The sequence below is a fragment of the Acinetobacter sp. FDAARGOS_558 genome (assembly GCF_003937785.1).
Taxonomy (GTDB): Bacteria; Pseudomonadota; Gammaproteobacteria; order Pseudomonadales; family Moraxellaceae; genus Acinetobacter; species Acinetobacter baumannii.
In genome coordinates this window covers 4,119,667-4,142,802 of the sequence record NZ_RKJH01000001.1, presented here as the reverse complement: position 1 = coordinate 4,142,802, position 23,136 = coordinate 4,119,667, and the positions used below count along the sequence as shown (strand labels likewise).

The window sequence follows — 23,136 nt, the reverse complement described above, 5'->3', positions numbered from 1 at the left end:
GGTTTTTTTATATATGTATAGATCAGATTTAAAAACCAAATTCATAATGGATCATTCATATGACAAAACTTGTGGTATTTTCCGGCGCCGGTATGAGTGCAGAAAGTGGAATTAGTACTTTCCGCGATAGTAATGGTCTCTGGGAAAATTATGATATACAACAAGTTGCCACTCCCGAAGCGTGGGAAAGAAATCCAGCTTTAGTTCAACGCTTTTACAACGAACGTCGTAAAAATATTTTAGAAGCCCAGCCGAACGAAGCTCATCAATATATTGCTAAACTACAAGACTATTATGATGTACAAGTCATTACACAAAATATTGATGATTTACATGAGCGTGCTGGAAGCCAAAATGTCTTACATCTACATGGCAATATTCGACTAGCGAAAAGTTCTGGGCCAGATGCACAATATACAACTCAATTTTATGAAGTTAATGGTTGGAAGCTCGATTTAGAACAGGACTTTTGTCCAAATGGTTACCCGCTTCGCCCTCATGTCGTTTGGTTTGGTGAAGCTGTACCTGCTTATGAAGAAGCAATTCGTTTAGTACAAAGTGCTGATATTTTTATTGTAATCGGGTCAACATTAAGCGTATATCCTGTTGCCGCCTTGGTCCATGAGATTCCTCATTATTCCAAAGCGTATTATATAGATCCCCAAGCAGATCATTCTCGTGTTCCACCTCAATATAAATTATTAACTATGACGGCTACAGAAGGTATGCACGAGTTATTTCATCAATTGACGAGTTAATATTTCCTCTTTTGATATTCTTTTTTCTTATTGAAACCATTTTTTCACGTGAAATTGATGAGAAATTATTCATCTAAATAATAACTTTTCTTAAAAGACATCCTGTCATTATTATTTTTGTAACTAAAAAACTGAATTTAACTCTTAGTTTTTTTAAATTATTAGTTTTTTAATAAGTTTTGATATTATTTTAAATTCATAATTAATTGATTTCATTAAACTAAATATAATATGTAATCAAATTTACACTTGTTTACACAAAGATACACAAAATACATCACAAAGATAACAGAGCAAAAAAATTCTTTTATGGTTGAATCTCAACCTCTTGAAATGCCGTACAAGAAAACAGCGACCTGGATTAGGTTACAATCACGGATTATGGATATAAGGACACACATCCATTATGAGTTATTTTGATCCCACCCTCATCATGTTTATGGTGTACATCGTAGCAATGGTACTTATCGGCTTATTTGCCTACCGTGCTACAAGCGACTTCTCTGATTATATTCTTGGTGGTCGTAGTTTAGGCAGTTTCGTTACTGCATTATCCGCAGGCGCATCGGACATGAGTGGTTGGTTACTCATGGGCTTACCAGGAGCGATTTATCTTTCTGGTTTATCTGAAGCGTGGATTGCAATTGGTCTAATTATCGGTGCTTGGCTTAACTGGTTACTGGTTGCTGGTCGATTACGCGTTCATACTGAAATCCAAAATAATGCACTTACTCTGCCAGACTATTTTACAAGTCGATTTGATGACCAGAAAAAGATACTTCGTATTTTCTCTGCCGTTATTATTTTGGTTTTCTTCGCTATTTACTGTGCTTCAGGCATGGTAGCTGGTGCCCGTTTATTTGAAAATTTGTTCGGTATGTCATATACCACCGCCATCTGGTTAAGTGCTATTGCAACAATCAGTTATGTTTGTATTGGTGGTTTCTTAGCAATTAGCTGGACTGATACTTTCCAAGCAGGCTTAATGATTTTTGCCCTCTTGCTCACCCCAATCGTGACTTACCTCGCAATTGGTGACACAACTCAGTTTGTGACGCTTATTGAAACTGCTCGTCCACATGCATTTAACATCATTTCTGATTTAAGTGTGGTGGCCGTTTTATCTTCCATGGCTTGGGGTTTAGGCTATTTTGGTCAACCGCATATCCTTGTACGTTTCATGGCTGCTGACTCTGTAAAATCAATTCCTGCTGCTCGCCGTATTGGTATGACCTGGATGATTTTATGTCTAGTCGGTGCTGTCGGTGCCGGTTTCTTTGGTATTGCTTACTTCCAGCAACACCCTGAACTTGCAGGTGTGGTAAGCAAAAACCCTGAAACTGTATTTATGGAATTGACCAAAATTTTATTCAATCCATGGATTGTCGGTATCATTCTAGCTGCTATTTTAGCTGCGGTTATGAGTACATTAAGCTGTCAGCTTTTGGTATGTTCAAGTGCACTAACTGAAGATTTGTACAAAGGCTTCATTCGTAAAAATGCATCTCAAAAAGAGCTTGTATGGGTTGGGCGTATCATGGTTCTTGCAATTGCCGTTCTAGCAATTGTGCTTGCGGGTAACCCTGACAGTAAAGTTCTTGGCCTTGTTGCTTATGCTTGGGCTGGTTTTGGTGCTGCATTTGGACCACTCATCATCTTGTCATTGTTCTGGAAACGTATGACTTTAGAAGGTGCTTTAGCAGGTATGATCGTAGGTGCTGTTGTTGTAATCGGTTGGAAAAACCTTTTCGCAAGCACTGGTGTTTACGAAATTATTCCAGGCTTTATCTGTGCATTTATCAGCATCATCGTAGTAAGCTTGATCAGCAAAGCGCCAAACTCTGATGTGACTGGTCGCTTTGAGCAAGCAGATAAACTCTATAAAGAAAGTACATAACTCATTGAAATAAATAAAGGGGCTTCGGCCCCTTATTTATTTTTAGTTTTGATTTTAATTTTTGAACTATCTTTCACAACTTGCATCACGGGATAACTACGAGTCTCTTTTACACCGGGTAATTGCCATAGCACTTGCCCTGCGATACGTCGAAACTCCTCCATACTTCCACTGCGTAATTTAATTAAAAAATCAAATCCCCCACTGACCATATGGCATTCAACGATTTCTGGATAGTGCACGACTGCATCAATAAACTCATCTAAAACATTGGGTGTGGTTTTATCAAGTAAGACTTCGACAAAAACCAAAAAATTTGCATTTAACTTAACCGGATTTAATTTAGCTTCATAACCTAAGATGAATTCATCTTTGGTGAGCTTCTGCACTCGTGCCATAACTGCTGTTGGAGACAAATTGACGAGTTCAGCTAATTTGCTGTTGGAAATACGCCCATCTGTTTGAAGAATATCCAAAATTTTTAAATCGGTGCGATCAAGGCTTAATAATGGGCCATTCATCTGAATTTTCCTCTAAAAAATGGGCAAAATATAGTGAGTTATTCGGTGTTTCTTCTGTAATGATAAATTATCTAAACCTCTCTACTCAAGATGAGTTTACGAGAGCTGGTTGGCGGAAATAGATATGAACACAATGGATACTTTTCATCAAATGGATAAATCTCACCAAGGCTATATCACCGAATTCAACGATAAAAGTGAGTTTGAACAACGCATTAATACAGCTTGGCGACGTGCCGAACCTGAAGCTGTAGAAGAGCTATTACAAGCTGCTGCGGTATCTGATGATTTAGATCATAAAATTTATGACCTTGCATTTAACCTTGCCCATAATTTACGTGAACGTAAGACCTCTTCAGGTAAAGCAGGTATTGTTCAAGGGTTATTACAAGAATTCTCTCTTTCTTCACAAGAAGGCGTGGCTTTGATGTGTCTTGCTGAAGCTTTGCTTCGTATTCCAGACACAGCAACACGTGATTTGCTCATTCGCGATAAAATCAATCAAGGTAACTGGAAAGAACATGTTGGCCAAAGCAGCTTAATGTTTGTGAATGCTGCTGCATGGGGTCTCATGTTAACTGGTAAGCTTATGGAAACACCAAAGCAAACCAGTCTTTCAAGTGTACTTACTGGCCTTTTAGCACGTAGTGGCCGTGGCATTATTCGTAAAGCAGTTGACGTTGCAATGCGTATGATGGGTGAACAGTTTGTGACTGGTGAAACCATCGAAGAAGCTGTCGACCACGCAAAAGTACTTGAGGATAAAGGTTTCCGCTATTCTTATGACATGTTAGGTGAAGCTGCCTTAACCGACCATGACGCTGAACGCTACTTTAATGATTACACACAAGCCATTCATGCAATTGGTAAAGCGTCTAATGGTAAAGGCGTATATGATGGCCCAGGTATCTCAATTAAGCTTTCTGCTTTGCATCCACGTTACCAACGTGCGCAAATTGAACGTGTTCACAAAGAACTCTACGGCAAAGTATTTGAGCTCGCTCGTTTAGCTAAACAGTACAATATTGGTTTAAATATCGATGCAGAAGAATCAGAGCGTTTAGAAATTTCTCTTGAGTTACTTGAGCGTCTCTGTTTTGAGCCAGAACTTGCGAACTGGAAAGGCATTGGTTTCGTAATTCAAGCTTACCAAAAACGCTGCTTCTTTGTGGTTGATTATATTATCGACCTTGCTAAGCGTAGCCAAAAGCGTCTGATGATCCGTCTTGTAAAAGGCGCATATTGGGATAGCGAAATTAAGAAAGCACAAATCGAAGGTATGGATGACTACCCTGTCTTCACGCGTAAAGTTCATACTGATTTGTCTTATATCGCTTGTGCTAAAAAATTACTTGCAGCACCAGAATTTATTTATCCGCAATTTGCGACGCATAATGCTCAAACTTTAGCAACGATCTATCATTTAGCAGATCCAAGCAAATATTACGCTGGTCAATATGAGTTCCAATGCTTACATGGTATGGGCGAGCCGCTTTATGAACAAGTTGTTGGTCCACGTGAGCAAAATAAATTAGGCGTGCCATGCCGTATTTATGCTCCGGTTGGTAACCACGAAACATTGTTAGCTTATTTAGTCCGTCGTTTACTTGAAAATGGCGCGAATACTTCATTTGTTAACCGTATTGCCGATAAAACTCTTAAAGTTGAAGATCTTATCCAGTCTCCAATTTATGATATTCGTAATGCAGCTAAGCTTGAAGGTTCAGTTGGTTTAAAACATCCATCAATTCCACTACCTTTAGATATGTACGGAACGCTTCGTAAAAACTCTAAAGGTTATGACTTAGCAAATGACACCCCACTTGCAGCTTTAGATAGCACAGCTCAAGAATTACGTAATCGTATTTGGCAAAGCCATCCGTTGTTGGCTAATACTGATTCTTTAGAACAAGGTCATTCTGTTGCAATTACAAACCCAGCACAAAATGATGAAATTGTTGGTTATGTACAAGAAGCTGATCTTAAGCATGTCGAAATCGCTCTTACTGCAGCTGAACAAACCCAGTCAGAATGGTCAAATACACCTAAGGATCAACGCGCTCAATACTTAAAACGCGCAGCTGACCTCATGGAAAGCCGTATTCAAGAGTTGATGGTATTACTTTGCCGTGAAAGTGGTAAAACTTATGCCAATGCGATTGCAGAAGTTCGTGAGGCTGTAGATTTCCTACGTTACTATGCAACCCAAGTTGAAAATCTTCCTGCAAATACAGTTATTCAGCCTTTAGGTACTGTACTTTGTATTAGCCCATGGAACTTCCCTCTTGCAATTTTCTCAGGTCAAATTGCTGCGGCATTAGTCAGTGGTAACTGTGTTATTGCTAAACCAGCTGAACAAACTCCATTGATCGCAGCCCAAGCAGTTCAGATTTTAAGGGAAGCTGGTATTCCACATGGTGCTGTACAGCTACTTCCTGGCCGCGGTGAAACAGTAGGTGCTCAGCTCAGCCAAGATAGCCGTATCGATGGCATTATGTTTACTGGCTCGACTGAAGTTGCAAAAATTTTACAGAAGACCGTTGCAAAACGTTTATCTGAAAATGGTCAATCTATTCCACTCATTGCAGAGACTGGCGGTCAAAATGCAATGATTGTTGACTCATCTGCTTTAACTGAACAAGTTGTATTAGATGTTGTAAGTTCTGCTTTTGATAGCGCAGGTCAACGCTGCTCTGCTTTACGTATTTTATGTGTACAAGAAGACAGTGCTGCAACCGTTATTAAAATGCTTAAAGGTGCAATGCAACAGTTGATCGTAGGTAACCCTGCAATTTTAAAAACTGACATTGGTCCTGTTATTGATGACGAAGCAAAACAGACGATTGACCAGCACATCCAGAAAATGAAATCGAAGGGTTATCCGGTACATCAATTGATGTTTGGTGCAACAAGCCAAACAGAATTAGATAAAGGAACTTTTGTTGTGCCAACAGCAATTGAGCTTCCTAATCTTGATGACTTACAACGTGAAGTTTTTGGTCCAGTTTTACACATCATTACCTATAAGTATGGTGAACTTGAGCAACTCATCTCAAGAATCAACGCTAAAGGTTATGGTTTAACTATGGGTCTTCATACCCGTATTGATGAAACCATCCAAACCGTAATTCAACATGCTGAAGTGGGTAACCTTTATATCAACCGTAATATTGTTGGTGCTGTTGTTGGCGTACAACCATTCGGTGGTGAAGGTTTATCTGGTACAGGCCCTAAAGCGGGTGGCCCTCTTTATATGTATCGCTTAATGCAGCATTGTTCTAACAAAGTATTAGCAACTCCATTTGCGGTAAAAAATGAGCAAACCATTTTTGAAGGCTTTAACCGTGAGGTTTATCAAAGCTTACAAAACTGGGCGAAACAACATTTACCACAAGCAAACCGTGAAATTGAACCTTTTGGTGTTGGTAAGTTTTATGAGTTACAAGGCCCTACTGGGGAAAGTAACCAATATATTATTTTGCCGCGTCATCGTGTTCTTTCAATTGCTGATACAGAACAAGATCAATTGCATCAGTTACTTGCAATCTTTGCAGTTGGCAGCCAAGCTGCTGTAATGCCAAATAGTCCATTATTGGCAAAACATAAACAAACGTTGCCAAAAGATGTACTTGATGCGATTACAACCATTAAAAACATCACTACAGATGATTTTGATGCAGTTTTACATCATGGCAACCGCGAAGAGATCTTCTCATTACAGCAAGAAATTGCTAGCCGTTCTGGCGCAATTGTTGGTATTACTCATGTTGAACCAAATGAGTCGATTCCACTTGAACGTTTGGTAATTGAACGTGCAATTAGCGTAAATACAGCTGCGGCTGGCGGTAATGCAAGCTTAATGACAATGTCTGAATAATTAAGTAATTTTCTAAAAAGCCCAAATTACGATATTTGGGCTTTTTTGTTTAATAAAATAATCTATTCTTAAATATATAAATTTTATCAATTTGAGTTTTTAATAATGATTCTTTTTGAACCAGAACAATACCAACAAAGATGCACTCAGCTTTTTAGCTTATACCGAAAACAAATTTCCGCTCTGCTACCATCTGCCCAAATTGAGCATATAGGTTCCTCTGCAATACCTAATGCATTCTCAAAAGGTGATTTAGACATTTATATTGAGGTTCTACCCGATCAATTTGAGTTTGCAATAGAACAGTTAAAAACGCTTAATTTTATAGAAAAGCAAAATACATTAAGAACAAATGAGCTTTGCATGCTCGATTCACTCAACAACGATGATGTTGCCTTTCAAGTTGTAGTAATCGGTTCAATATTCATATTTTTCTTAACCTTTAGAGATAAGCTTATAGCTTCTCCACCATTAGTTAATGAATATAATCAATTAAAGTTAGAGTCCACTCACTTAGATCATGACCAATATAGAACAGTAAAATCTAATTTTATTGAACGCGTTTTAAGTCACTCCTAGTGTAAGTATTTTTTCTTTATGAATAACTAACTAAAATTGGCTCCTTTAAGCTCAATTTTTTGGTACCATTCACCATTTGATTCTGTCTAAATTTTCTTTGTCTATGACTTCTTCTTATCGTCAACAACTTCAAGCTAAAATTGATCGCATTACTACTCAATTTTCTGAATTTACACCGCCTACATTAGAAGTGTTTGAATCGCCTGAACAACATTTCCGTATGCGTGCTGAATTTCGTATCTGGCATACAGAAAATGATATGTTTTATGCCATGTTTGAACGTAATGACGATGGCAAGCAAAAAACCGTTGTACGCATAGATGATTTTCCTATTGCAGATAAAAGCATTAATGACTTAATGCCACTTCTTTTAGCAGAACTTAAGGCCAACTCTTTACTTTCTCAGCGTTTATTTGAAGTTGACTTTCTCGCAACTTTAAGCGGAGAAATGTTAGTTACCTTGATTTATCACCGTAAGCTTAATCAGGAATGGGAACAAGCAGCTAAAGCACTTGCTGAAAAATTAAATATTAAAATTATGGGCCGTAGCCGCGGCCAGAAAATTGTTATTGGCGATGACTTTGTTGTAGAAGAATTTGAACTTTTAAACCGTTCATTTAAATACAAACAAATCGAAAGTAGCTTTACGCAGCCTAATGCACAAGTTTGCAAAAAAATGCTGCAATGGGCATGTGATGCAGCTGAAGGATCAAAAAAACACCTATTAGAACTTTATTGTGGTAATGGTAATTTCACGCTTCCACTCTCTTTAAAATTTGAAAGAGTACTTGCGACTGAACTTGCAAAATCATCAGTTTATGCGGCGCAGTGGAATATCGAACAGAACCAGATTGATAATATTCAAGTAGCTCGCCTCTCGGCTGAAGAGTTCACTCAAGCCTATCAAGGTGAACGTGAATTCCGCCGTCTACAAGAAGCAGATATTGATATTCAAAGCTACGACTTCGGTACGGTATTCGTTGATCCTCCACGCGCAGGAATTGACGATGAAACTTTAAAACTATTGCAGGGCTTTGAACGTATTATCTACATTTCATGCAACCCCGACACTTTATATGAAAATTTAAAAACGCTCACTCAAACTCATCGCGTTACTAAGTTTGCTTTATTTGATCAGTTCCCTTATACGCATCATGTAGAGTCTGGTGTCTTACTTGAGAAGATTTAAACAAAATTTTTCAATGTAACCCTATTTTATAAGGAGATAAAATATCTCCTTATTTTTCAAAGTCTTTTAATTAAATATTTAAATTTAAAAAAAATATCATGTCATCTATTCGTCATAATTTCGTTTAACTCGACCATTACTATCGAAAATTCTCTAGTTCAACTGGTGGATTTATCACATATAGAGTCTTGTATTTTAATTTATATTGGCTATATTTCGAGCTATGTTAGGTTGTATATGAAGGCTCTATGAGTTTTTGGCAAAAGCTGTTCTTGGCAGATCAACAGCATAACGAGCATAAAAACCAAACTGCTTGTGTTGAAAATGACTGCTCATGTAAAACTAATGAACAACTTCTAAGTGCGCTTGCGCAAGCGACTGATGAAGATGTCATTAAGGGAATCAAGAAAGTTCTTATTTCCCGTGGTTATAGCCGAAAAGAGTTAAATGAACTCACTCAAAAACCATCTATTCATTAATTAAAAAGCCAGTCTTGTACTGGCTTTTTTATATTTTACTTGGGTCTACAATCTGCCTGATCCACCCATCCAATAATAGGCCCCATATTAAATCTTTTATCATTTCGATTATTCTTGTGCAAATATAAACTAGAGATAGAACCGTCAAGGTATAGAGCTTGCTCGACTTCAAGATTTTTTTGGAAGAACTGAGCAAAACTATAGAAATTCACTCTATTTTTAGATATCACAAAATACAATTTATTATTTTTTATACCTACCCCATTACGTATTTTCTTTGAATCACTATTTGCTAGGAATAAGGGATTTATTTTGCCATTAATCACTAACATAGGACCGGACTGCGTAGCATAATCGGGTTGAAAAACTTTTGCTTTATATTGTTCAGTTGTCAATATAACGGCTTGTTTGTCATTCCATGCTAAAACTCCATTAGGCTGCAAAAAGAAGTTTCCCCAGCCTTTATCTTCATTTAAAGGTTGGTTCTCTCGTCCGTTTTCAATATATAGTCCTACTGGAGAAAAACCGGAATGGAACATGCCTCCATTCATCGCAAAAGTAAGCTGTTCACATGCTTTAAGTTGATATTGAATATTGTCGAAACTTTTATAATATTGATGAGTTTGCGGATTTTTCAAAAATAAGCGTAATTGTTCTAAATTAGAAATTTCAATTACCTCAAACTGATCATCAGTAGTATTTCTAATCTGTCGATACTCTAGTGCTAAAGCGGATTGTGTAAAGATTATGAAGTTCACGATACACAGTACTAGTATTTTCATTAATGCCAAACCTTAGATGTCATTTTATTTTCATAAACACACTTTATTAAATAAAAAATGTTTGAAGTGATATATACCCGAAAGTCGCTTATTCCACCTAATCAATACACTAGAACACAACTATATTCGTTATAATAGTCACAGCTTTGTATAAAAGTGATTAAACTTTATTGGATCAGCGTGAATATGCAACAAACAAATAAACGCTACCCTTTAGGGGCTCATCTTATTGTAAAACATCTCGGCTATAGCCATCATGGTATCTATGCTGGGAGAGGTCGAGTTATTCATTATTCGGGCCTCGCACATTTCATCAAAAAACGGCCCATTGAAATCACTTCCCTAGATGCCTTTTCGCATGGCAAGAAAATTCATGTACGTTCTTACGATGCACCACGCTACAGAGGAAAAGTTGTTGTACGACGTATGCGTTCACGTATGCATGAAAACCATTATCATTTGATTATTAATAATTGTGAGCATTTATGCAGTTGGGCTATTACTGGTATCGAAAGTAGTACTCAAGTTGAGCGTATGATGCATCGTTTAACCACCATTGGTTACGTGAGTTCAATCATGAGCTATATGAATGGCATGATGCTAACCGTAGCAACCACCTGCTTTGCTCTTGTTCTTTATATTAAAAAGAAATTACGTGATCAGGCAAAAATGAATATTCCGACTTATCAATTTCTAAGAGAAAAAGCCGAAAAAAGAAATATAGACCCAACCTCACCTTTAGTCTTTATAGAACCAGATAAAAAAGAAACTATCTAATTAAAAAAGTCCTCAAGTTGAGGACTTTTTTAGAAAACTTACAACTTATTTTTTAGCTGCACTAGCCGCAGTTGCTTCAGTTGTAATGTTTACAGTGATCTTATCACCCACGTTTGGTACATAGTTACCTAAACCAAAGTCAGAGCGATTGAACGAAGTTGTCGCGTTAAAACCAATCGCTGGAACTTTTGCCATTGGGTGCTCGCCTTGCTTATTTAAGACAGCATCAAGTACAACTGGCTTAGTGATACCTTTAACAGTCAAATCACCAGTAATTTTAAAATATTTTTTATCTTTAGTTTCTACTTTCGTACTTTTGAAAGTAATGTTTGGGTATTTAGCTGCATTAAACCAAGCTTCTTCTTGGAACTCTTTATCTAAAGCAGGTACATTGGTATTCACACTGCTTAAAGGAATGGTCACATTTACAGATGAGTTTGCTGGTTTAGCATTGTCAACTTTAATTACACCTTGGATGTCCGAGAAGTTAGCACTTGGGGTTGAAAAACCGAAGTGATTCCACGAGAAAACAGTAGCTGTGTGTGTTGGATCAATTTTATAGTCCACTGGTGCAGCTAATGTAACTGTACTTGCCAATGCTACTGCTAAACCGAAGCTTAATGTTTTAAGATGCATTTTTCGTATCCTTTATTGATATAGTCGTTAGTGTATACATCAAGTAATTTAATTCACTATTCTTTATAAAACGATATGTTTCATCCATGCAACAATAAAAGCGTTACAGTTGTTATTCAAAAACCATATTATAAAGTATAGGTATTCTTCTATTCGAAGCTTTCAGATTTATTAATTTTTACTACGATTTTATTGATAAATAACAAGGTAAAACATGGTTAACACTGCCCAAGCACAAAGTACTTTAACTCCTTATCGAGTAACACTTACCGATCCTTCGGGTCATCAATGGTTTGCAGATGAACCCACCGACAAAGGTGGACAAGATACAGCTCCAAATCCGGTTCAGCTTTTATTATCGGCTTTAGGAGCTTGCACTACAATTACACTAGAAATGTATGCAAATCACAAAGGCATCAAAATTGAGCATGTACAAGTTGATTTAGCATTAAATCCAAATGGTGATCCAGAAGCAGGTCAAAATAATATTGAGCGTAAAATTACTCTAAAAGGTGAATTTACTGAGGATCAGCATAAAAGATTATTAAAAGTTGCTGAAAACTGCCCTATTCATAAGCTTTTAACTTCTAATATTACGATCCAAACTGAACTTAACATTTAAATAGCCCATAAAAAAGCGCCCCAATCGGGACGCTTTTTATTCTGCTCAAAAGATTAAGCAGTTAACTCTTTTACCGCAGCAACTACAGCCTCAGTTGTAATACCGAAGAATTGGAACAAGTCTTTTGCTGGTGCTGACTCACCATAAGTTGTCATACCAATTACTTTGCCATCAAGACCAACAAACTTCCACCAGTAGTCAACGTGAGCAGCTTCTACAGCAACACGTGCACGAATGTGAGCTGGTAATACTGCTTCACGATATGCAGCATCTTGTTTCATGAACTCTTCTGCACATGGCATAGAAACAACACGAACACCTTCAAGTTGAGCATAAGCTTCCATTGCTAAAGAAACTTCTGAACCAGTAGCAATAATAATTGCTTTCAACTCACCTTTCTCTTGAGCAAGAACATAACCACCTTTTGCCGCATTTTGGATTTGCTCTTCAGTACGCGTTTGGAATGGTAAGTTTTGACGAGAGAAAATAAGTGCTGTAGGGCCATCTTTACGCTCTAAAGCAGATTTCCACGCAATTGCTGTTTCTACAGTATCAGCAGGACGCCAAGTATTTAAGTTTGGTGTGCCACGTAAAGAAGCAATTTGTTCAATTGGTTGGTGTGTTGGACCATCTTCACCTAAACCGATTGAGTCATGTGTATAAACATGAATCACGCGTTGCTTCATTAATGCAGACATACGTACCGCATTACGTGCATATTCCATAAACATTAAGAACGTTGCAACGTAAGGAATGAAGCCGCCATGCAATGCAACACCGTTAGCGATTGCAGTCATACCGAACTCACGTACACCATAATACACGTAGTTACCAGCCGGGTTTTCTTGAACGCCTTGGCAACCTTTCCAAAGTGTTAAGTTAGAACCTGCCAAGTCCGCAGAACCACCTAATAATTCAGGTAATAAAGGACCAAATGCTTGTAATGTGTTTTGGCTCGCTTTACGAGTTGCTACAGTTTCAGCTTTAGCATTTGTTTCACGAATAAATGCATCTGCTTGAGCTGAAAATTCTGTTGGTAAGTCACCGCTAATACGACGAAGTAACTCAGCTGCTTCCGTTGGATATTTTGCTTGATATTGAGCAAACACTTCATTCCAAGCTGCTTCAGCTTCATTACCTTTTGCTTTAGCATCCCATGCAGCATATACATCAGCAGGAATAACAAATGCTTCTTCAGTCCAACCTAAAGCTTCACGAGTTAAGGTAATTTCATCTTTACCCAGTGGTGCACCGTGACAGTCTTCTTTACCTTGCTTGTTTGGAGAACCTAAGCCAATAATTGTTTTACAAATAATAATCGTTGGTTTTTGAGTTTCTGCTTTAGCTTCAACTGTTGCTTGACGAATCGCATCAGCATCATGCCCATCTACACGAAGAACTTGCCAACCATAAGACTTGAAACGCTCTTCAGTGTCATCACTAAACCAGCCTTCTACTTCACCATCAATCGAAATGCCGTTGTCATCATAATAAGCAATCAATTTACCAAGCTGTAAAGTACCTGCTAAAGAACATACTTCATGAGAAATACCTTCCATTAAACAGCCATCACCTAAGAAACAATAGGTAAAGTGATCAACTACTTTTAAGTCATCTTTATTGAACTGAGCAGCTAAAGTTTTTTCTGCTAATGCAAAACCAACAGCGTTCGCAATACCTTGACCCAAAGGACCTGTCGTTGTTTCAATCCCTGGAGCATAACCATATTCAGGGTGACCAGGAGTTTTTGAGTGCAATTGACGGAATTGTTTTAAATCTTCAATTGAAAGATCATAACCTGTTAAATGAAGCAAAGCATATTGCAACATTGAACCATGGCCATTTGATAAAACAAAACGGTCACGGTTTGCCCATTGTGGATTATTTGGGTTGTGATTTAAAAACTCGCGCCAGACGACATCAGCAATATCTGCCATCCCCATTGGAGCACCTGGATGCCCTGAGTTTGCCTGTTGCACAGCATCCATTGCCAATACACGAATTGCGTTTGCAATACGACGTTCGTTTAAAGGGGTCGTCATAGATCAGAATCCAATTTTAATAGATTGATGAAAAGAAGAAGATGAATAACCATTCAATGCCGCTATATTGTCTTAAAAAAACGCCTAGGGGTAAACCCCAACACTGTATATTTCTTTATTTTTAACTATTTCTTGGTTACTCAAAAAACATTTAGATTCTTAAGCTGTGTAAAACAATAGTATTTATACTTATTTCCATACTCAACGATTGTAAGCTTCTTCCTCTTAATCAACATATAGAGTTGTATTTATTTTCTTTATTTATAGCTTTCACTTCATAGTCTAAATCTTCTTGATTAATATTTAACAAAATCAAATGTTTAAAATTTAAACATTTTATTAAAACTCTAATATAAAAATGATTAATTTTCATCTATCTATATCAATTTCCCTGATACACATATCAATTAAAACATAGTAGAAATGAAAGAAATTCATGCTTTTTAGTCAGTATGAACTGGTCCTCAAGCTCAAGTCGATGTAACATATTATGTCTTTTTGAAATAACCAAGATAGGACTTTCATGCGCGAGTACGCTGTTTTTACCTCGGAATCTGTAAGCGAAGGTCATCCCGATAAAATGGCCGACCAAATTAGCGACGCTATTTTGGATGCAATCTTAAAAGAAGACCCATACGCACGTGTTGCTTGTGAAACACTGGTAAAAACAGGCGCTGTTGTACTTGCAGGTGAAATCACAACAACTGCGAATATTGATGTAGAAGCTGTTGTTCGCCAAACTGTTAACGGTATCGGCTATCACCATTCAGATTTAGGCTTTGATGGTTCAACTTGTGCTGTAATCAACATGATTGGTAAACAATCACCAGAGATTGCACAAGGTGTAGACCGCCAAAAACCTGAAGACCAAGGTGCTGGAGACCAAGGTTTAATGTTTGGTTATGCAAGCCGTGAAACCGACGTGCTTATGCCAGCCCCTATTTCTTATGCTCACCGTTTAATGGAACGCCAAGCTGAACTTCGTCGTTCTGGTGCATTACCATGGTTACGTCCAGATGCAAAAAGTCAGGTAACTTTTGCTTATGAAAATGGCAAACCTGTACGTTTAGACGCAGTAGTACTTTCTACACAGCATGATCCTGAAATTACTCAAACTCAGCTTAAAGAAGCTGTAATTGAAGAAATTATTAAACCGATCATTCCTGCTGAAATGTTCCATGCAGCAACTAAATTCCACATTAACCCGACTGGTATGTTTGTTATCGGTGGACCTGTGGGTGACTGTGGTTTAACTGGCCGTAAAATCATCGTTGATACTTATGGCGGTATGGCTCGTCACGGCGGTGGTGCATTCTCTGGTAAAGATCCATCTAAAGTAGACCGCTCAGCTGCGTATGCTGGTCGTTATGTAGCTAAAAATATTGTTGCTGCTGGTCTTGCGGACAAATGTGAAATTCAGGTGAGTTATGCAATTGGTGTTGCAGAGCCAACGTCTATTTCAATCAATACTTTTGGTACTGCAAAAGTTTCTGATGAGTTAATTATCCAGTTAGTACGTGAACATTTCGATTTACGTCCGTTTGGTATTACTCGCATGCTTAACTTAATTCAACCTATGTATAAACAAACAGCTGCTTACGGCCACTTTGGTCGTGAAGGTTCAGATACTGCATTTACATGGGAAAAAACTGATAAAGTTGAAGCACTTAAAGATGCCGCAGGCCTTTAAGCTGATTATATTAAAAGCCCGCTCTTCAGCGGGCTTTTTTTATTATTTTTGTATTTGATTAAAATTAAACAATAGCCCCTTCAACATACATTATTTAAAGGCATGAAGTGAGTATTAAGCAATATTATTGTTTTGTGCTCTTATCACCTTCATTTAATACATCTAACAGAGTCGATTGCACAGGTGTATCTTGATGATTCTGGATATAAAGATGAACAACTTTGAATACGACAACAACTGCTAGACAAGCCATCACGCAAAACATCCATAGGCCATATGGACTACGAATATGGTGTGAACCGCAATATGGACATGATTTATCAGTTGATGCCACAACTTTGTCGCAACAAGCACAATGATATTGATATAGCATAGGTAACCCTCCTTCCCTCACTTCAACCGTTGTTGTTTTAATAGGTTTGCTACATTTTTAAATTTATACATCCTTTATATTTATCCTATGTGAAATGAAAAGATAATTCAATCTGAATGAACAATCCGTTCAAATTTCAAATATTTAATTTATACAAAGAGATAGGCTAAATATTATTTTTTTAGCACTATTTTTCTTATTTTGATATTTTGTTGAATTTGTTAAAATAGAAATATATTTTATTTTCTAGGCGAATTTATGACACAGCTCATTAATAAAGGTGGCTTTCGTGAAAGAGCCAATAGAAGCCGAAAATATCAACAATCTGAAAACAAGCAAGTAGCTCTGCCTTCAAACAAGTATCAACCTCAAACTAAGCTCCAAGATAATCAAAACGAGATGATTCAAGCAAAAGCAGGTACTTCTGAAACTTCAGATGATTAACTGTTATAAATTAAAAAGGGCCTAAATCTTTTAGATTTAGGCCCTTTTTGTATAATAGATTAATTAATCTTTATTTTTATGCTCAATTTTCTTGTGGTCTGGAGTAACTTCTCTCGCTTCGCCATCAATAATACTAGAATCATGATATTGGCTACCACCACCTTGTTGATTCTGCATATCCTGCATTTGACGCATTAAATCTGCAAATGGGTTTTGACCAGCACCTGCACCACCCATGCCGCCCATCATTTTATTCATCATGGCTTGCTGACGTTTTGCGAGTGTTCTCATTGCAATATTACGAAACGCAGTTTGTACGCCCGGAATAAGAATTAAGAGCGCTAATACATCCGATACCAAACCTGGCAACATTAATAAAAAACCAGCAAAAGCATAAGCTAATTTTTTAGTCACAGTCGGATCATTACCCAATTGTCCAGTCATCTGCATTTGTTGTAATTGCGGCATAATACCAGCCGTACTATTACGAATAAGCGTTAGACCAATAAAGAAAGCAATAATGAACCAGAAAAACACATACCATCCACTGATGAACTGTGCTACGCCAATCCATACGGCAATTTCAACAATCGCGCCCAGAACCACAATAAGAAGTAAATTCATGTAAAACTTTATCTATCTCAAAAAGAAAATTCATTGCAGTTGTTACTACTTAACTAAACTCATCCATTTTTCATTTGAAATCATGGATTAAATTTAGTTGCAAAGCTTAGACAATGTTTTTGTTGTAACCTAAAATCATAGCTAAACTAAGGTTCTGCAATACTATAAATAAGACTGATTCTAACTTAATAAAACAGTCATACTCTATTATTAATGAGTGCTATAACAACTTTATCAAGTGTTTTTTCTACAAGATTGCAATTTTTTCATGAATTGGCCGATGCTTTTATCTATTAGCAGCTTTTTTATAAAATTTAACTTACATTTTTGATATCTAATAATTGATCTACTCAAGTTACATTAATTAGCTAAACTTCAAATTCAATCTTATAAGTCTTATGAACATTAAAGCACTCTTACTTATAACAAGCGCTATTTTTATTTCAGCCTGCTCACCTTATATAGTGACTGCTAATCCAAATCACAGTGCTTCAAAATCTGATGAAAAAGCAGAGAAAATTAAAAATTTATTTAACGAAGCACACACTACGGGTGTTTTAGTTATCCAACAAGGCCAAACTCAACAAAGCTATGGTAATGATCTTGCTCGTGCTTCGACCGAGTATGTACCTGCTTCGACCTTCAAAATGCTTAATGCTTTGATCGGCCTTGAGCACCATAAGGCAACCACCACAGAAGTATTTAAGTGGGATGGTAAAAAAAGGTTATTCCCAGAATGGGAAAAGGACATGACCCTAGGCGATGCCATGAAAGCTTCCGCTATTCCAGTTTATCAAGATTTAGCTCGTCGTATTGGACTTGAGCTCATGTCTAAGGAAGTGAAGCGTGTTGGTTATGGCAATGCAGATATCGGTACCCAAGTCGATAATTTTTGGCTGGTGGGTCCTTTAAAAATTACTCCTCAGCAAGAGGCACAGTTTGCTTACAAGCTAGCTAATAAAACGCTTCCATTTAGCCAAAAAGTCCAAGATGAAGTGCAATCCATGCTATTCATAGAAGAAAAGAATGGAAACAAAATATACGCAAAAAGTGGTTGGGGATGGGATGTAAACCCACAAGTAGGCTGGTTAACTGGATGGGTTGTTCAGCCTCAAGGGAATATTGTAGCGTTCTCCCTTAACTTAGAAATGAAAAAAGGAATACCTAGCTCTGTTCGAAAAGAGATTACTTATAAAAGTTTAGAACAATTAGGTATTTTATAGAGTTAGTTTATAGCCCGGTTCACTTTTTACCATTATGATCTGGGCCATTGCTATTTTAAAACTGCTAATCTATCCATCCATTGGTTCAAATGGAGTATTCAAAATTAATTGGTAAAAAGCAGCGTCAAGCCATTGCCCAAATTTAAAGCCCACTTGTTTAAAAGTACCAGCGTGGGTAAAGCCCATTTTCTCATGAAGGCCTATACTGGCTTGATTTGTCGCATCAATACAACCAATGAGCACATGAAGTTGAGCGTGTTGAGCACGTTGAATTAACGCTTGCATTAAAACTTTACTTAGACCACAGCCACGATGTTCATGATGAATATAGATACTATGCTCAACCGTATATTTATAAGCTGGAAACGCTCTAAATGTTCCCCAACTAGCAAATCCTAATAACTTACCTAACTCATCTACTACCCCAATGACAGGGAAACCATTTTCTCTTTTTACCGAAAACCATGTTTTCATTGAATCAAGTGAACGGGGAACATAGTCGTATAATGCGGTAGAGTTAACAATCGCATCATTTAGAATTTCTAATATCGCTGCCGCATGCTCTGCTTCATTACAATCAATTAAACGGAAATTAGAATCGAGGGAATAGTTCATAAAGATTCCTTAAGAGCGGGCACCAGTTGATTAGAAACGACTAAAATATAACGAGCAACTTGAGCTGAATGATTACTGTATATGACAGGTTGATCTAATTGCATTGCCAAGCAATCCCCTTGACCTAATGCATAAGAAGTTTCACCTAATTGAATTTCAATTTTCCCTTCAACGACCCAAAGCTGCTGCTGTACCACTCTAGAGCTTTCATTAGTTTCATAAGTAATTCGAGAATGAGGCGGAAATTCAATTTCAACAATCTGAAAGGGTAATTTTAAGTTCGGAGGTGAAACTGTACGGCGTATATAGCCAGTTTCCGGATCTCGCCACTCAGCTTGTTCATTCCGACGAATAAGCGGTTGAGATGATGAATTACCCGCTTCATTCGTAAAAATTTGAGTTAAAGGTACTTCAAGACCATTCGCTAGTTTTTCAAGAACAACTGCCGTAGGGCTCGTTTCTCCTCTTTCAATTAAAGAAATAGCTGAACGGCTAACTTGGCAACGGGCAGCTAACACATCTAAAGTATATCCACGTGCTAAACGCAGCTCTCGTATTCGATGTGCAATCCTTATATTGATATCATCCATTAAAGAAGCTCAATTCCATCATTATAGATAAGTATTCCATTAAAATAGAATTACATCAAATGATTTCAAACTCTTCATTATGAATATATGGAAAATTGGGTGGACAATATAAATCTTTAGGATTAAAAACCGAAAAATAACCATTCATAGCAGCATTCTTTAAATTACTCATGCAGAACCGTTTTGGCTATGTAACAATACCCTCTAAACTATTTAAGTAAGTCTTCACATGCCATTGATTATTGGAATTGATCCAGGTTCACGCTTAACAGGTTACGGAATCATTGAAAAAGATGGTAGTAAACTACGTTTTGTTGATGCCGGTACAATCCGAACGGAAACTCAAGAGATGCCAGAGCGCTTGAAGCGTATTTTTGCTGGTGTTGAGCGAATTGTGAAATTTCATGGTCCTACTGAAGCTGCGGTCGAGCAAGTCTTTATGGCACAGAACCCCGACTCTGCCTTAAAACTTGGTCAAGCCCGTGGAGCTGCTATAGCCGCTTTAGTGAATTTAGATTTACAAGTTGCAGAATATACTGCGCGCCAGATTAAACAGTCTGTAGTGGGATATGGTGCTGCCGATAAAGAACAAGTACAAATGATGGTAATGCGTTTACTTAACCTGACCATTAAACCTCAAGCCGATGCAGCCGATGCTCTTGCTGCTGCAATTTGTCATGCCCATGCTTCAGGAAGTATGAGCAAACTAACCGTCTTGAATGCTTTAGGTGGTATGGCTCGTGGACGAAGTCGCTCTAGTAGCCGTAGACGCTAAAGTTTTATTGATTTACTACTTGAGTAATTGCTTGATTCATCTCATAAGCTTGTAAACCGCGCATGCCTTGTTTGGCAAGTTGGTCACCTGCCTGAGCATGGAGAGTTACGATCTCATGTAGGGTAACTGCTTTGTGGAATTGGGCTTTTAAGCTTGCAATCATGCCCGCCAACACATCTCCCATTCCACCAGTTCCCATACCTGCATTACCTTGCGTACAAATATACAAGTTATCTTCTAAAATTAAGCTGCCTGCTCCTTTAAGCACCCACTGGCCTGCATATTTTTGCTGCAACGCATAAATCGCAGCAATTCTGTCATTTTCAATTTGCCAAGTAGAACAACCAAGTAGTGTAGCGGCCTCCCCCGGATGAGGTGTTGCATAAATATGTAAACTCAATTTTTCAGGCTGCTTTGCGAGAAACCATAGGGCATCTGCATCTAAAACAACTTCTAAATGTGAAGTCTGATTTAAATAATTAAACCACTGTTGATAGATTTGGTGTGCCCAGTCATCACGACCTAACCCCATTCCAAAACATACTGCATCAACCTGAGATAAAATTTCTTTAATACCGTTTTCATCGAAATCATTAATATCACGAAGCATAATATTAGGAGCTCGCGACAAAATAGCCTGATGGTGGTTGCTATGACAAACCACTGTCACTTTGCCTGCACCCGCATGAAAAGCAGCTTCAGCAGCCATAATAACAGCCCCACCCATTTGCTCATGTCCACCTATCACCAAAACATGCCCATAACTTCCTTTATGTCCAAAAGCCAAACGTTTAGGAAGTTTGATATGTGTTGGCGTCAAGTAAGCAAGAGGTTTCAGCTCTTGGTCTATTGGTATTAAATTAATTAAATGAATTTGTCCTGCATATTCTTTGCCTTGGCCTGTAAATAATCCTGCTTTAAGCCCTAAAACAGTAAATGTATGATCAGCCCGTATTGCAAAAGATAAGGTAGAGCCAGTATTTGCTTTTAAACCACTTGGTATATCAATCGAAATTTTTAGCCCTGCTTGCCCATTAAATTGTTGAATAGCGTGTTGCCAATAACCGTTTAATTCACGGTTTAAACCAATCCCAAACAATGCATCAATATGACAATCAAATGTCCCGTTGATCTTAAAACCTTGGTGTATTTGAACATGATTTGCTTTAGCAAAATGGACAGCGTGGTGTAAATCAGCTGACTCGCCCAACTCAGCCGCAAATATTTCAACCTGAAACCCAGCTTGTTTGAGATAGCTTGCTATAAAATAGCCATCACCAGCGTTATTATCCTGTCCGCACCAAACAGCAATATTCTTAAAATTTTGTTTTTGAAAAAGTACAATGAGTTGTTGAGTGATTGACCAAGCTGCTTGTTGCATTAGGCCTAATGAGGAGTTTTGCGCAGCAAACCAACGTTGCTCCCATGCCTGGATATCTTGGCTATGGTAAACTACCGCCTGCATATTCTTATCCTCTTGCATTTTTCGGTTTATGACATCTTCCAACACATCACGCATTGCAGTGCAACAAATTGATCCACATGAATTAAAAGCATGGATCAAAGCTCAAGCATTAGACTTGGGTTTTGCTGATTGTGTCATTGCCAAACCAGATGCTCAAGAGCAAATGCCACGTTTTTTAGAATACCTTGAACGTGGTTATCATGCAGATATGACCTATTTAGAAGAAAATCTGGAAAAGCGAGCAGATCCAACTTTATTGGTGCCTGGAACAAAAAGTATTATTTGCGTACGTATGAATTATTTGGTGGAATCGCCAAAACCACGATATGTACCCTTCGAACCAAACTCTGCGATTATTGCCCGTTATGCTCGTGGTCGTGATTACCATAAGGTGATGCGTGGCAGATTAAAAACGTTAGCCACACGTATCCGTGAAAAAGTGGGAGATTTTGAATCTCGCCCTTTTGCAGACTCGGCACCTATTTTTGAGAAATCATTAGCTGAAAGTGCTGGGATGGGCTGGACAGGTAAACATACTTTACTCATTCATAAAAAGTCAGGTTCATTCTTTGTCTTAGGTGAACTATTTACATCACTTGACTTACCTTTTGATGAACCTGCTACTTCTCACTGCGGTTCTTGTAGTGCGTGTATTGATATTTGCCCGACACAAGCGATTGTCGAACCTTATATGTTAGATGCTAGACGCTGTATCGCTTATCTCACCATCGAATATAAAGGAATCATTGCAGAAGAATTACGTGCAGGCATTGGTAACCGGATATTTGGTTGTGATGACTGCCAATTAATTTGCCCGTGGAATAGTTTTGCTAAAACAACGTCTATTCCCGATTTCAATCCTAGACATGGTTTAGATAATATTAGTCTGCTTGATATTTGGCAGTGGGACGAAGCTACTTTTTTAGCCAATACAGAAGGCAGCCCAATACGACGTACAGGTTATCAATCCTTCAAACGTAATATCGCTATCGGTTTAGGGAACGCACCGTACTCAAAAGAAATTGTAGATCAGCTAAACAAAGGCAAAAGTTTACATGACGAAATCGTCAATGTGCATATTGATTGGGCAATTGAACAGCAACTTAATCAACTTTAGCTATCAAATTAAAAAAATGATGTTTTTTGCCCTATAGCTTTAATACGAATTCTGTATGATT

The 23,136-nt window shown here is 37.8% G+C and carries 22 protein-coding genes; 13 read left to right on the top strand and 9 right to left on the bottom strand.

Going from position 1 to position 23,136, the window contains the following annotated elements; all coding sequences use genetic code 11:
• Nucleotides 1-50 precede the first annotated feature (50 nt).
• Both EGT34_RS19995 and putP read left to right on the top strand, forming a co-directional pair.
• Nucleotides 51-758, top strand: a complete 708-nt coding sequence (locus EGT34_RS19995; RefSeq protein ID WP_086241961.1) for an SIR2 family NAD-dependent protein deacylase — start codon at nucleotides 51-53, stop codon at nucleotides 756-758.
• Nucleotides 759-1,164: 406 nt separating this feature from the next.
• Nucleotides 1,165-2,655 carry a sodium/proline symporter PutP gene (gene putP / locus EGT34_RS19990; RefSeq protein ID WP_000119795.1) on the top strand — a complete coding sequence of 497 codons (1,491 nt, stop codon included), beginning with the start codon at nucleotides 1,165-1,167 and terminating at the stop codon, nucleotides 2,653-2,655.
• 32 nt (nucleotides 2,656-2,687) lie between these two features.
• Here putP and EGT34_RS19985 read toward each other — a convergent pair whose 3' ends face one another.
• On the bottom strand, nucleotides 2,688-3,176 hold the full coding sequence (locus EGT34_RS19985; RefSeq protein ID WP_001014233.1) for an Lrp/AsnC ligand binding domain-containing protein: 489 nt from the start codon (nucleotides 3,174-3,176) through the stop codon (nucleotides 2,688-2,690).
• A gap of 124 nt (nucleotides 3,177-3,300) precedes the next feature.
• Between EGT34_RS19985 and putA the strand changes: the two genes are divergently transcribed.
• From putA to EGT34_RS19965, 4 genes are all read left to right on the top strand, one after another.
• Nucleotides 3,301-7,053: a trifunctional transcriptional regulator/proline dehydrogenase/L-glutamate gamma-semialdehyde dehydrogenase gene (putA, locus tag EGT34_RS19980; protein WP_001094960.1), complete on the top strand. Its 3,753-nt coding sequence runs from the start codon at nucleotides 3,301-3,303 to the stop codon at nucleotides 7,051-7,053.
• A gap of 105 nt (nucleotides 7,054-7,158) precedes the next feature.
• Nucleotides 7,159-7,632, top strand: coding sequence for a GrpB family protein (locus tag EGT34_RS19975; protein WP_000599967.1), 474 nt, complete (start codon nucleotides 7,159-7,161; stop codon nucleotides 7,630-7,632).
• Nucleotides 7,633-7,735: 103 nt separating this feature from the next.
• The gene (trmA, locus tag EGT34_RS19970) at nucleotides 7,736-8,821 is read left to right on the top strand and encodes a tRNA (uridine(54)-C5)-methyltransferase TrmA (RefSeq protein ID WP_000204671.1); all 1,086 of its coding nucleotides are present in this window, start codon (nucleotides 7,736-7,738) and stop codon (nucleotides 8,819-8,821) included.
• Between the two features lie 248 nt (nucleotides 8,822-9,069).
• Nucleotides 9,070-9,300, top strand: coding sequence for a hypothetical protein (locus EGT34_RS19965; RefSeq protein WP_000011679.1), 231 nt, complete (start codon nucleotides 9,070-9,072; stop codon nucleotides 9,298-9,300).
• A gap of 35 nt (nucleotides 9,301-9,335) precedes the next feature.
• Here EGT34_RS19965 and EGT34_RS19960 read toward each other — a convergent pair whose 3' ends face one another.
• Nucleotides 9,336-10,082: a phosphodiester glycosidase family protein gene (locus EGT34_RS19960; protein WP_000699319.1), complete on the bottom strand. Its 747-nt coding sequence runs from the start codon at nucleotides 10,080-10,082 to the stop codon at nucleotides 9,336-9,338.
• Between the two features lie 186 nt (nucleotides 10,083-10,268).
• On the opposite strand from EGT34_RS19960, the gene EGT34_RS19955 reads away from it, so the two are divergent.
• Entirely contained in the window at nucleotides 10,269-10,859 is a 591-nt protein-coding gene (locus EGT34_RS19955; protein WP_001187976.1) for a lecithin retinol acyltransferase family protein, read from the top strand.
• Nucleotides 10,860-10,904: 45 nt separating this feature from the next.
• Here the strand turns inward: EGT34_RS19955 and EGT34_RS19950 are convergent, their stop codons facing one another.
• A complete protein-coding gene (locus tag EGT34_RS19950; RefSeq protein ID WP_024437315.1) occupies nucleotides 10,905-11,495 on the bottom strand; it encodes a YceI family protein in 591 nt (196 codons plus the stop codon).
• A gap of 214 nt (nucleotides 11,496-11,709) precedes the next feature.
• Here EGT34_RS19950 and EGT34_RS19945 point away from each other — a divergent pair, with 214 nt between their 5' ends.
• The gene (locus EGT34_RS19945) at nucleotides 11,710-12,117 is read left to right on the top strand and encodes an OsmC family protein (RefSeq protein WP_000248279.1); all 408 of its coding nucleotides are present in this window, start codon (nucleotides 11,710-11,712) and stop codon (nucleotides 12,115-12,117) included.
• Nucleotides 12,118-12,170: 53 nt separating this feature from the next.
• On the opposite strand, the gene tkt is transcribed toward EGT34_RS19945, so the two are convergent.
• The gene (tkt, locus tag EGT34_RS19940; protein WP_000211075.1) at nucleotides 12,171-14,159 is read right to left on the bottom strand and encodes a transketolase; all 1,989 of its coding nucleotides are present in this window, start codon (nucleotides 14,157-14,159) and stop codon (nucleotides 12,171-12,173) included.
• 523 nt (nucleotides 14,160-14,682) lie between these two features.
• Between tkt and metK the strand changes: the two genes are divergently transcribed.
• Nucleotides 14,683-15,849: a methionine adenosyltransferase gene (metK, locus tag EGT34_RS19935; protein ID WP_001209544.1), complete on the top strand. Its 1,167-nt coding sequence runs from the start codon at nucleotides 14,683-14,685 to the stop codon at nucleotides 15,847-15,849.
• Between the two features lie 124 nt (nucleotides 15,850-15,973).
• Here metK and EGT34_RS21145 read toward each other — a convergent pair whose 3' ends face one another.
• The gene (locus EGT34_RS21145; protein ID WP_000966850.1) at nucleotides 15,974-16,222 is read right to left on the bottom strand and encodes a hypothetical protein; all 249 of its coding nucleotides are present in this window, start codon (nucleotides 16,220-16,222) and stop codon (nucleotides 15,974-15,976) included.
• A gap of 258 nt (nucleotides 16,223-16,480) precedes the next feature.
• On the opposite strand from EGT34_RS21145, the gene EGT34_RS19925 reads away from it, so the two are divergent.
• Nucleotides 16,481-16,666 carry a hypothetical protein gene (locus EGT34_RS19925; protein ID WP_000192620.1) on the top strand — a complete coding sequence of 62 codons (186 nt, stop codon included), beginning with the start codon at nucleotides 16,481-16,483 and terminating at the stop codon, nucleotides 16,664-16,666.
• A 63-nt stretch (nucleotides 16,667-16,729) separates the two neighbouring features.
• On the opposite strand, the gene EGT34_RS19920 is transcribed toward EGT34_RS19925, so the two are convergent.
• Nucleotides 16,730-17,290: an FxsA family protein gene (locus EGT34_RS19920; protein ID WP_001050729.1), complete on the bottom strand. Its 561-nt coding sequence runs from the start codon at nucleotides 17,288-17,290 to the stop codon at nucleotides 16,730-16,732.
• 398 nt (nucleotides 17,291-17,688) lie between these two features.
• On the opposite strand from EGT34_RS19920, the gene EGT34_RS19915 reads away from it, so the two are divergent.
• Complete coding sequence (locus EGT34_RS19915; RefSeq protein WP_001021782.1) at nucleotides 17,689-18,513, top strand: OXA-51 family carbapenem-hydrolyzing class D beta-lactamase OXA-65; 825 nt, start codon at nucleotides 17,689-17,691, stop codon at nucleotides 18,511-18,513.
• A 69-nt stretch (nucleotides 18,514-18,582) separates the two neighbouring features.
• Here EGT34_RS19915 and EGT34_RS19910 read toward each other — a convergent pair whose 3' ends face one another.
• Together EGT34_RS19910 and EGT34_RS19905 are read right to left on the bottom strand one after the other, a co-directional pair.
• Nucleotides 18,583-19,128, bottom strand: a complete 546-nt coding sequence (locus tag EGT34_RS19910; RefSeq protein ID WP_001109736.1) for a GNAT family N-acetyltransferase — start codon at nucleotides 19,126-19,128, stop codon at nucleotides 18,583-18,585.
• Nucleotides 19,125-19,718: a helix-turn-helix domain-containing protein gene (locus EGT34_RS19905; protein ID WP_000340963.1), complete on the bottom strand. Its 594-nt coding sequence runs from the start codon at nucleotides 19,716-19,718 to the stop codon at nucleotides 19,125-19,127. The genes EGT34_RS19910 and EGT34_RS19905 overlap by 4 nt, the downstream gene beginning before the upstream one ends.
• 229 nt (nucleotides 19,719-19,947) lie before the next feature.
• Between EGT34_RS19905 and ruvC the strand changes: the two genes are divergently transcribed.
• On the top strand, nucleotides 19,948-20,493 hold the full coding sequence (gene ruvC / locus EGT34_RS19900) for a crossover junction endodeoxyribonuclease RuvC (protein ID WP_001128330.1): 546 nt from the start codon (nucleotides 19,948-19,950) through the stop codon (nucleotides 20,491-20,493).
• Between the two features lie 4 nt (nucleotides 20,494-20,497).
• Here ruvC and EGT34_RS19895 read toward each other — a convergent pair whose 3' ends face one another.
• Nucleotides 20,498-21,958 (bottom strand): bifunctional ADP-dependent NAD(P)H-hydrate dehydratase/NAD(P)H-hydrate epimerase, encoded by a 1,461-nt coding sequence (locus EGT34_RS19895; protein ID WP_024437316.1) that lies wholly within the window; start codon nucleotides 21,956-21,958, stop codon nucleotides 20,498-20,500.
• Nucleotides 21,959-21,986: 28 nt separating this feature from the next.
• Between EGT34_RS19895 and queG the strand changes: the two genes are divergently transcribed.
• The gene (gene queG, locus EGT34_RS19890; protein ID WP_024437317.1) at nucleotides 21,987-23,075 is read left to right on the top strand and encodes a tRNA epoxyqueuosine(34) reductase QueG; all 1,089 of its coding nucleotides are present in this window, start codon (nucleotides 21,987-21,989) and stop codon (nucleotides 23,073-23,075) included.
• Nucleotides 23,076-23,136 lie beyond the last annotated feature (61 nt).

Coding starts and splice junctions, on each gene's coding strand:
- putP (WP_000119795.1), top strand. CDS start 1,165: ATGAGTTATTTTGATCCCACCCTCATCATGTTTATGGTGTACATCGTA.
- EGT34_RS19985 (WP_001014233.1), bottom strand. CDS start 3,176: ATGAATGGCCCATTATTAAGCCTTGATCGCACCGATTTAAAAATTTTG.
- putA (WP_001094960.1), top strand. CDS start 3,301: ATGAACACAATGGATACTTTTCATCAAATGGATAAATCTCACCAAGGC.
- EGT34_RS19975 (WP_000599967.1), top strand. CDS start 7,159: ATGATTCTTTTTGAACCAGAACAATACCAACAAAGATGCACTCAGCTT.
- trmA (WP_000204671.1), top strand. CDS start 7,736: ATGACTTCTTCTTATCGTCAACAACTTCAAGCTAAAATTGATCGCATT.
- EGT34_RS19965 (WP_000011679.1), top strand. CDS start 9,070: ATGAGTTTTTGGCAAAAGCTGTTCTTGGCAGATCAACAGCATAACGAG.
- EGT34_RS19960 (WP_000699319.1), bottom strand. CDS start 10,082: ATGAAAATACTAGTACTGTGTATCGTGAACTTCATAATCTTTACACAA.
- EGT34_RS19955 (WP_001187976.1), top strand. CDS start 10,269: ATGCAACAAACAAATAAACGCTACCCTTTAGGGGCTCATCTTATTGTA.
- EGT34_RS19950 (WP_024437315.1), bottom strand. CDS start 11,495: ATGCATCTTAAAACATTAAGCTTCGGTTTAGCAGTAGCATTGGCAAGT.
- EGT34_RS19945 (WP_000248279.1), top strand. CDS start 11,710: ATGGTTAACACTGCCCAAGCACAAAGTACTTTAACTCCTTATCGAGTA.
- tkt (WP_000211075.1), bottom strand. CDS start 14,159: ATGACGACCCCTTTAAACGAACGTCGTATTGCAAACGCAATTCGTGTA.
- metK (WP_001209544.1), top strand. CDS start 14,683: ATGCGCGAGTACGCTGTTTTTACCTCGGAATCTGTAAGCGAAGGTCAT.
- EGT34_RS21145 (WP_000966850.1), bottom strand. CDS start 16,222: ATGCTATATCAATATCATTGTGCTTGTTGCGACAAAGTTGTGGCATCA.
- EGT34_RS19925 (WP_000192620.1), top strand. CDS start 16,481: ATGACACAGCTCATTAATAAAGGTGGCTTTCGTGAAAGAGCCAATAGA.
- EGT34_RS19920 (WP_001050729.1), bottom strand. CDS start 17,290: ATGAATTTACTTCTTATTGTGGTTCTGGGCGCGATTGTTGAAATTGCC.
- EGT34_RS19915 (WP_001021782.1), top strand. CDS start 17,689: ATGAACATTAAAGCACTCTTACTTATAACAAGCGCTATTTTTATTTCA.
- EGT34_RS19910 (WP_001109736.1), bottom strand. CDS start 19,128: ATGAACTATTCCCTCGATTCTAATTTCCGTTTAATTGATTGTAATGAA.
- EGT34_RS19905 (WP_000340963.1), bottom strand. CDS start 19,718: ATGGATGATATCAATATAAGGATTGCACATCGAATACGAGAGCTGCGT.
- ruvC (WP_001128330.1), top strand. CDS start 19,948: ATGCCATTGATTATTGGAATTGATCCAGGTTCACGCTTAACAGGTTAC.
- EGT34_RS19895 (WP_024437316.1), bottom strand. CDS start 21,958: ATGCAGGCGGTAGTTTACCATAGCCAAGATATCCAGGCATGGGAGCAA.
- queG (WP_024437317.1), top strand. CDS start 21,987: ATGACATCTTCCAACACATCACGCATTGCAGTGCAACAAATTGATCCA.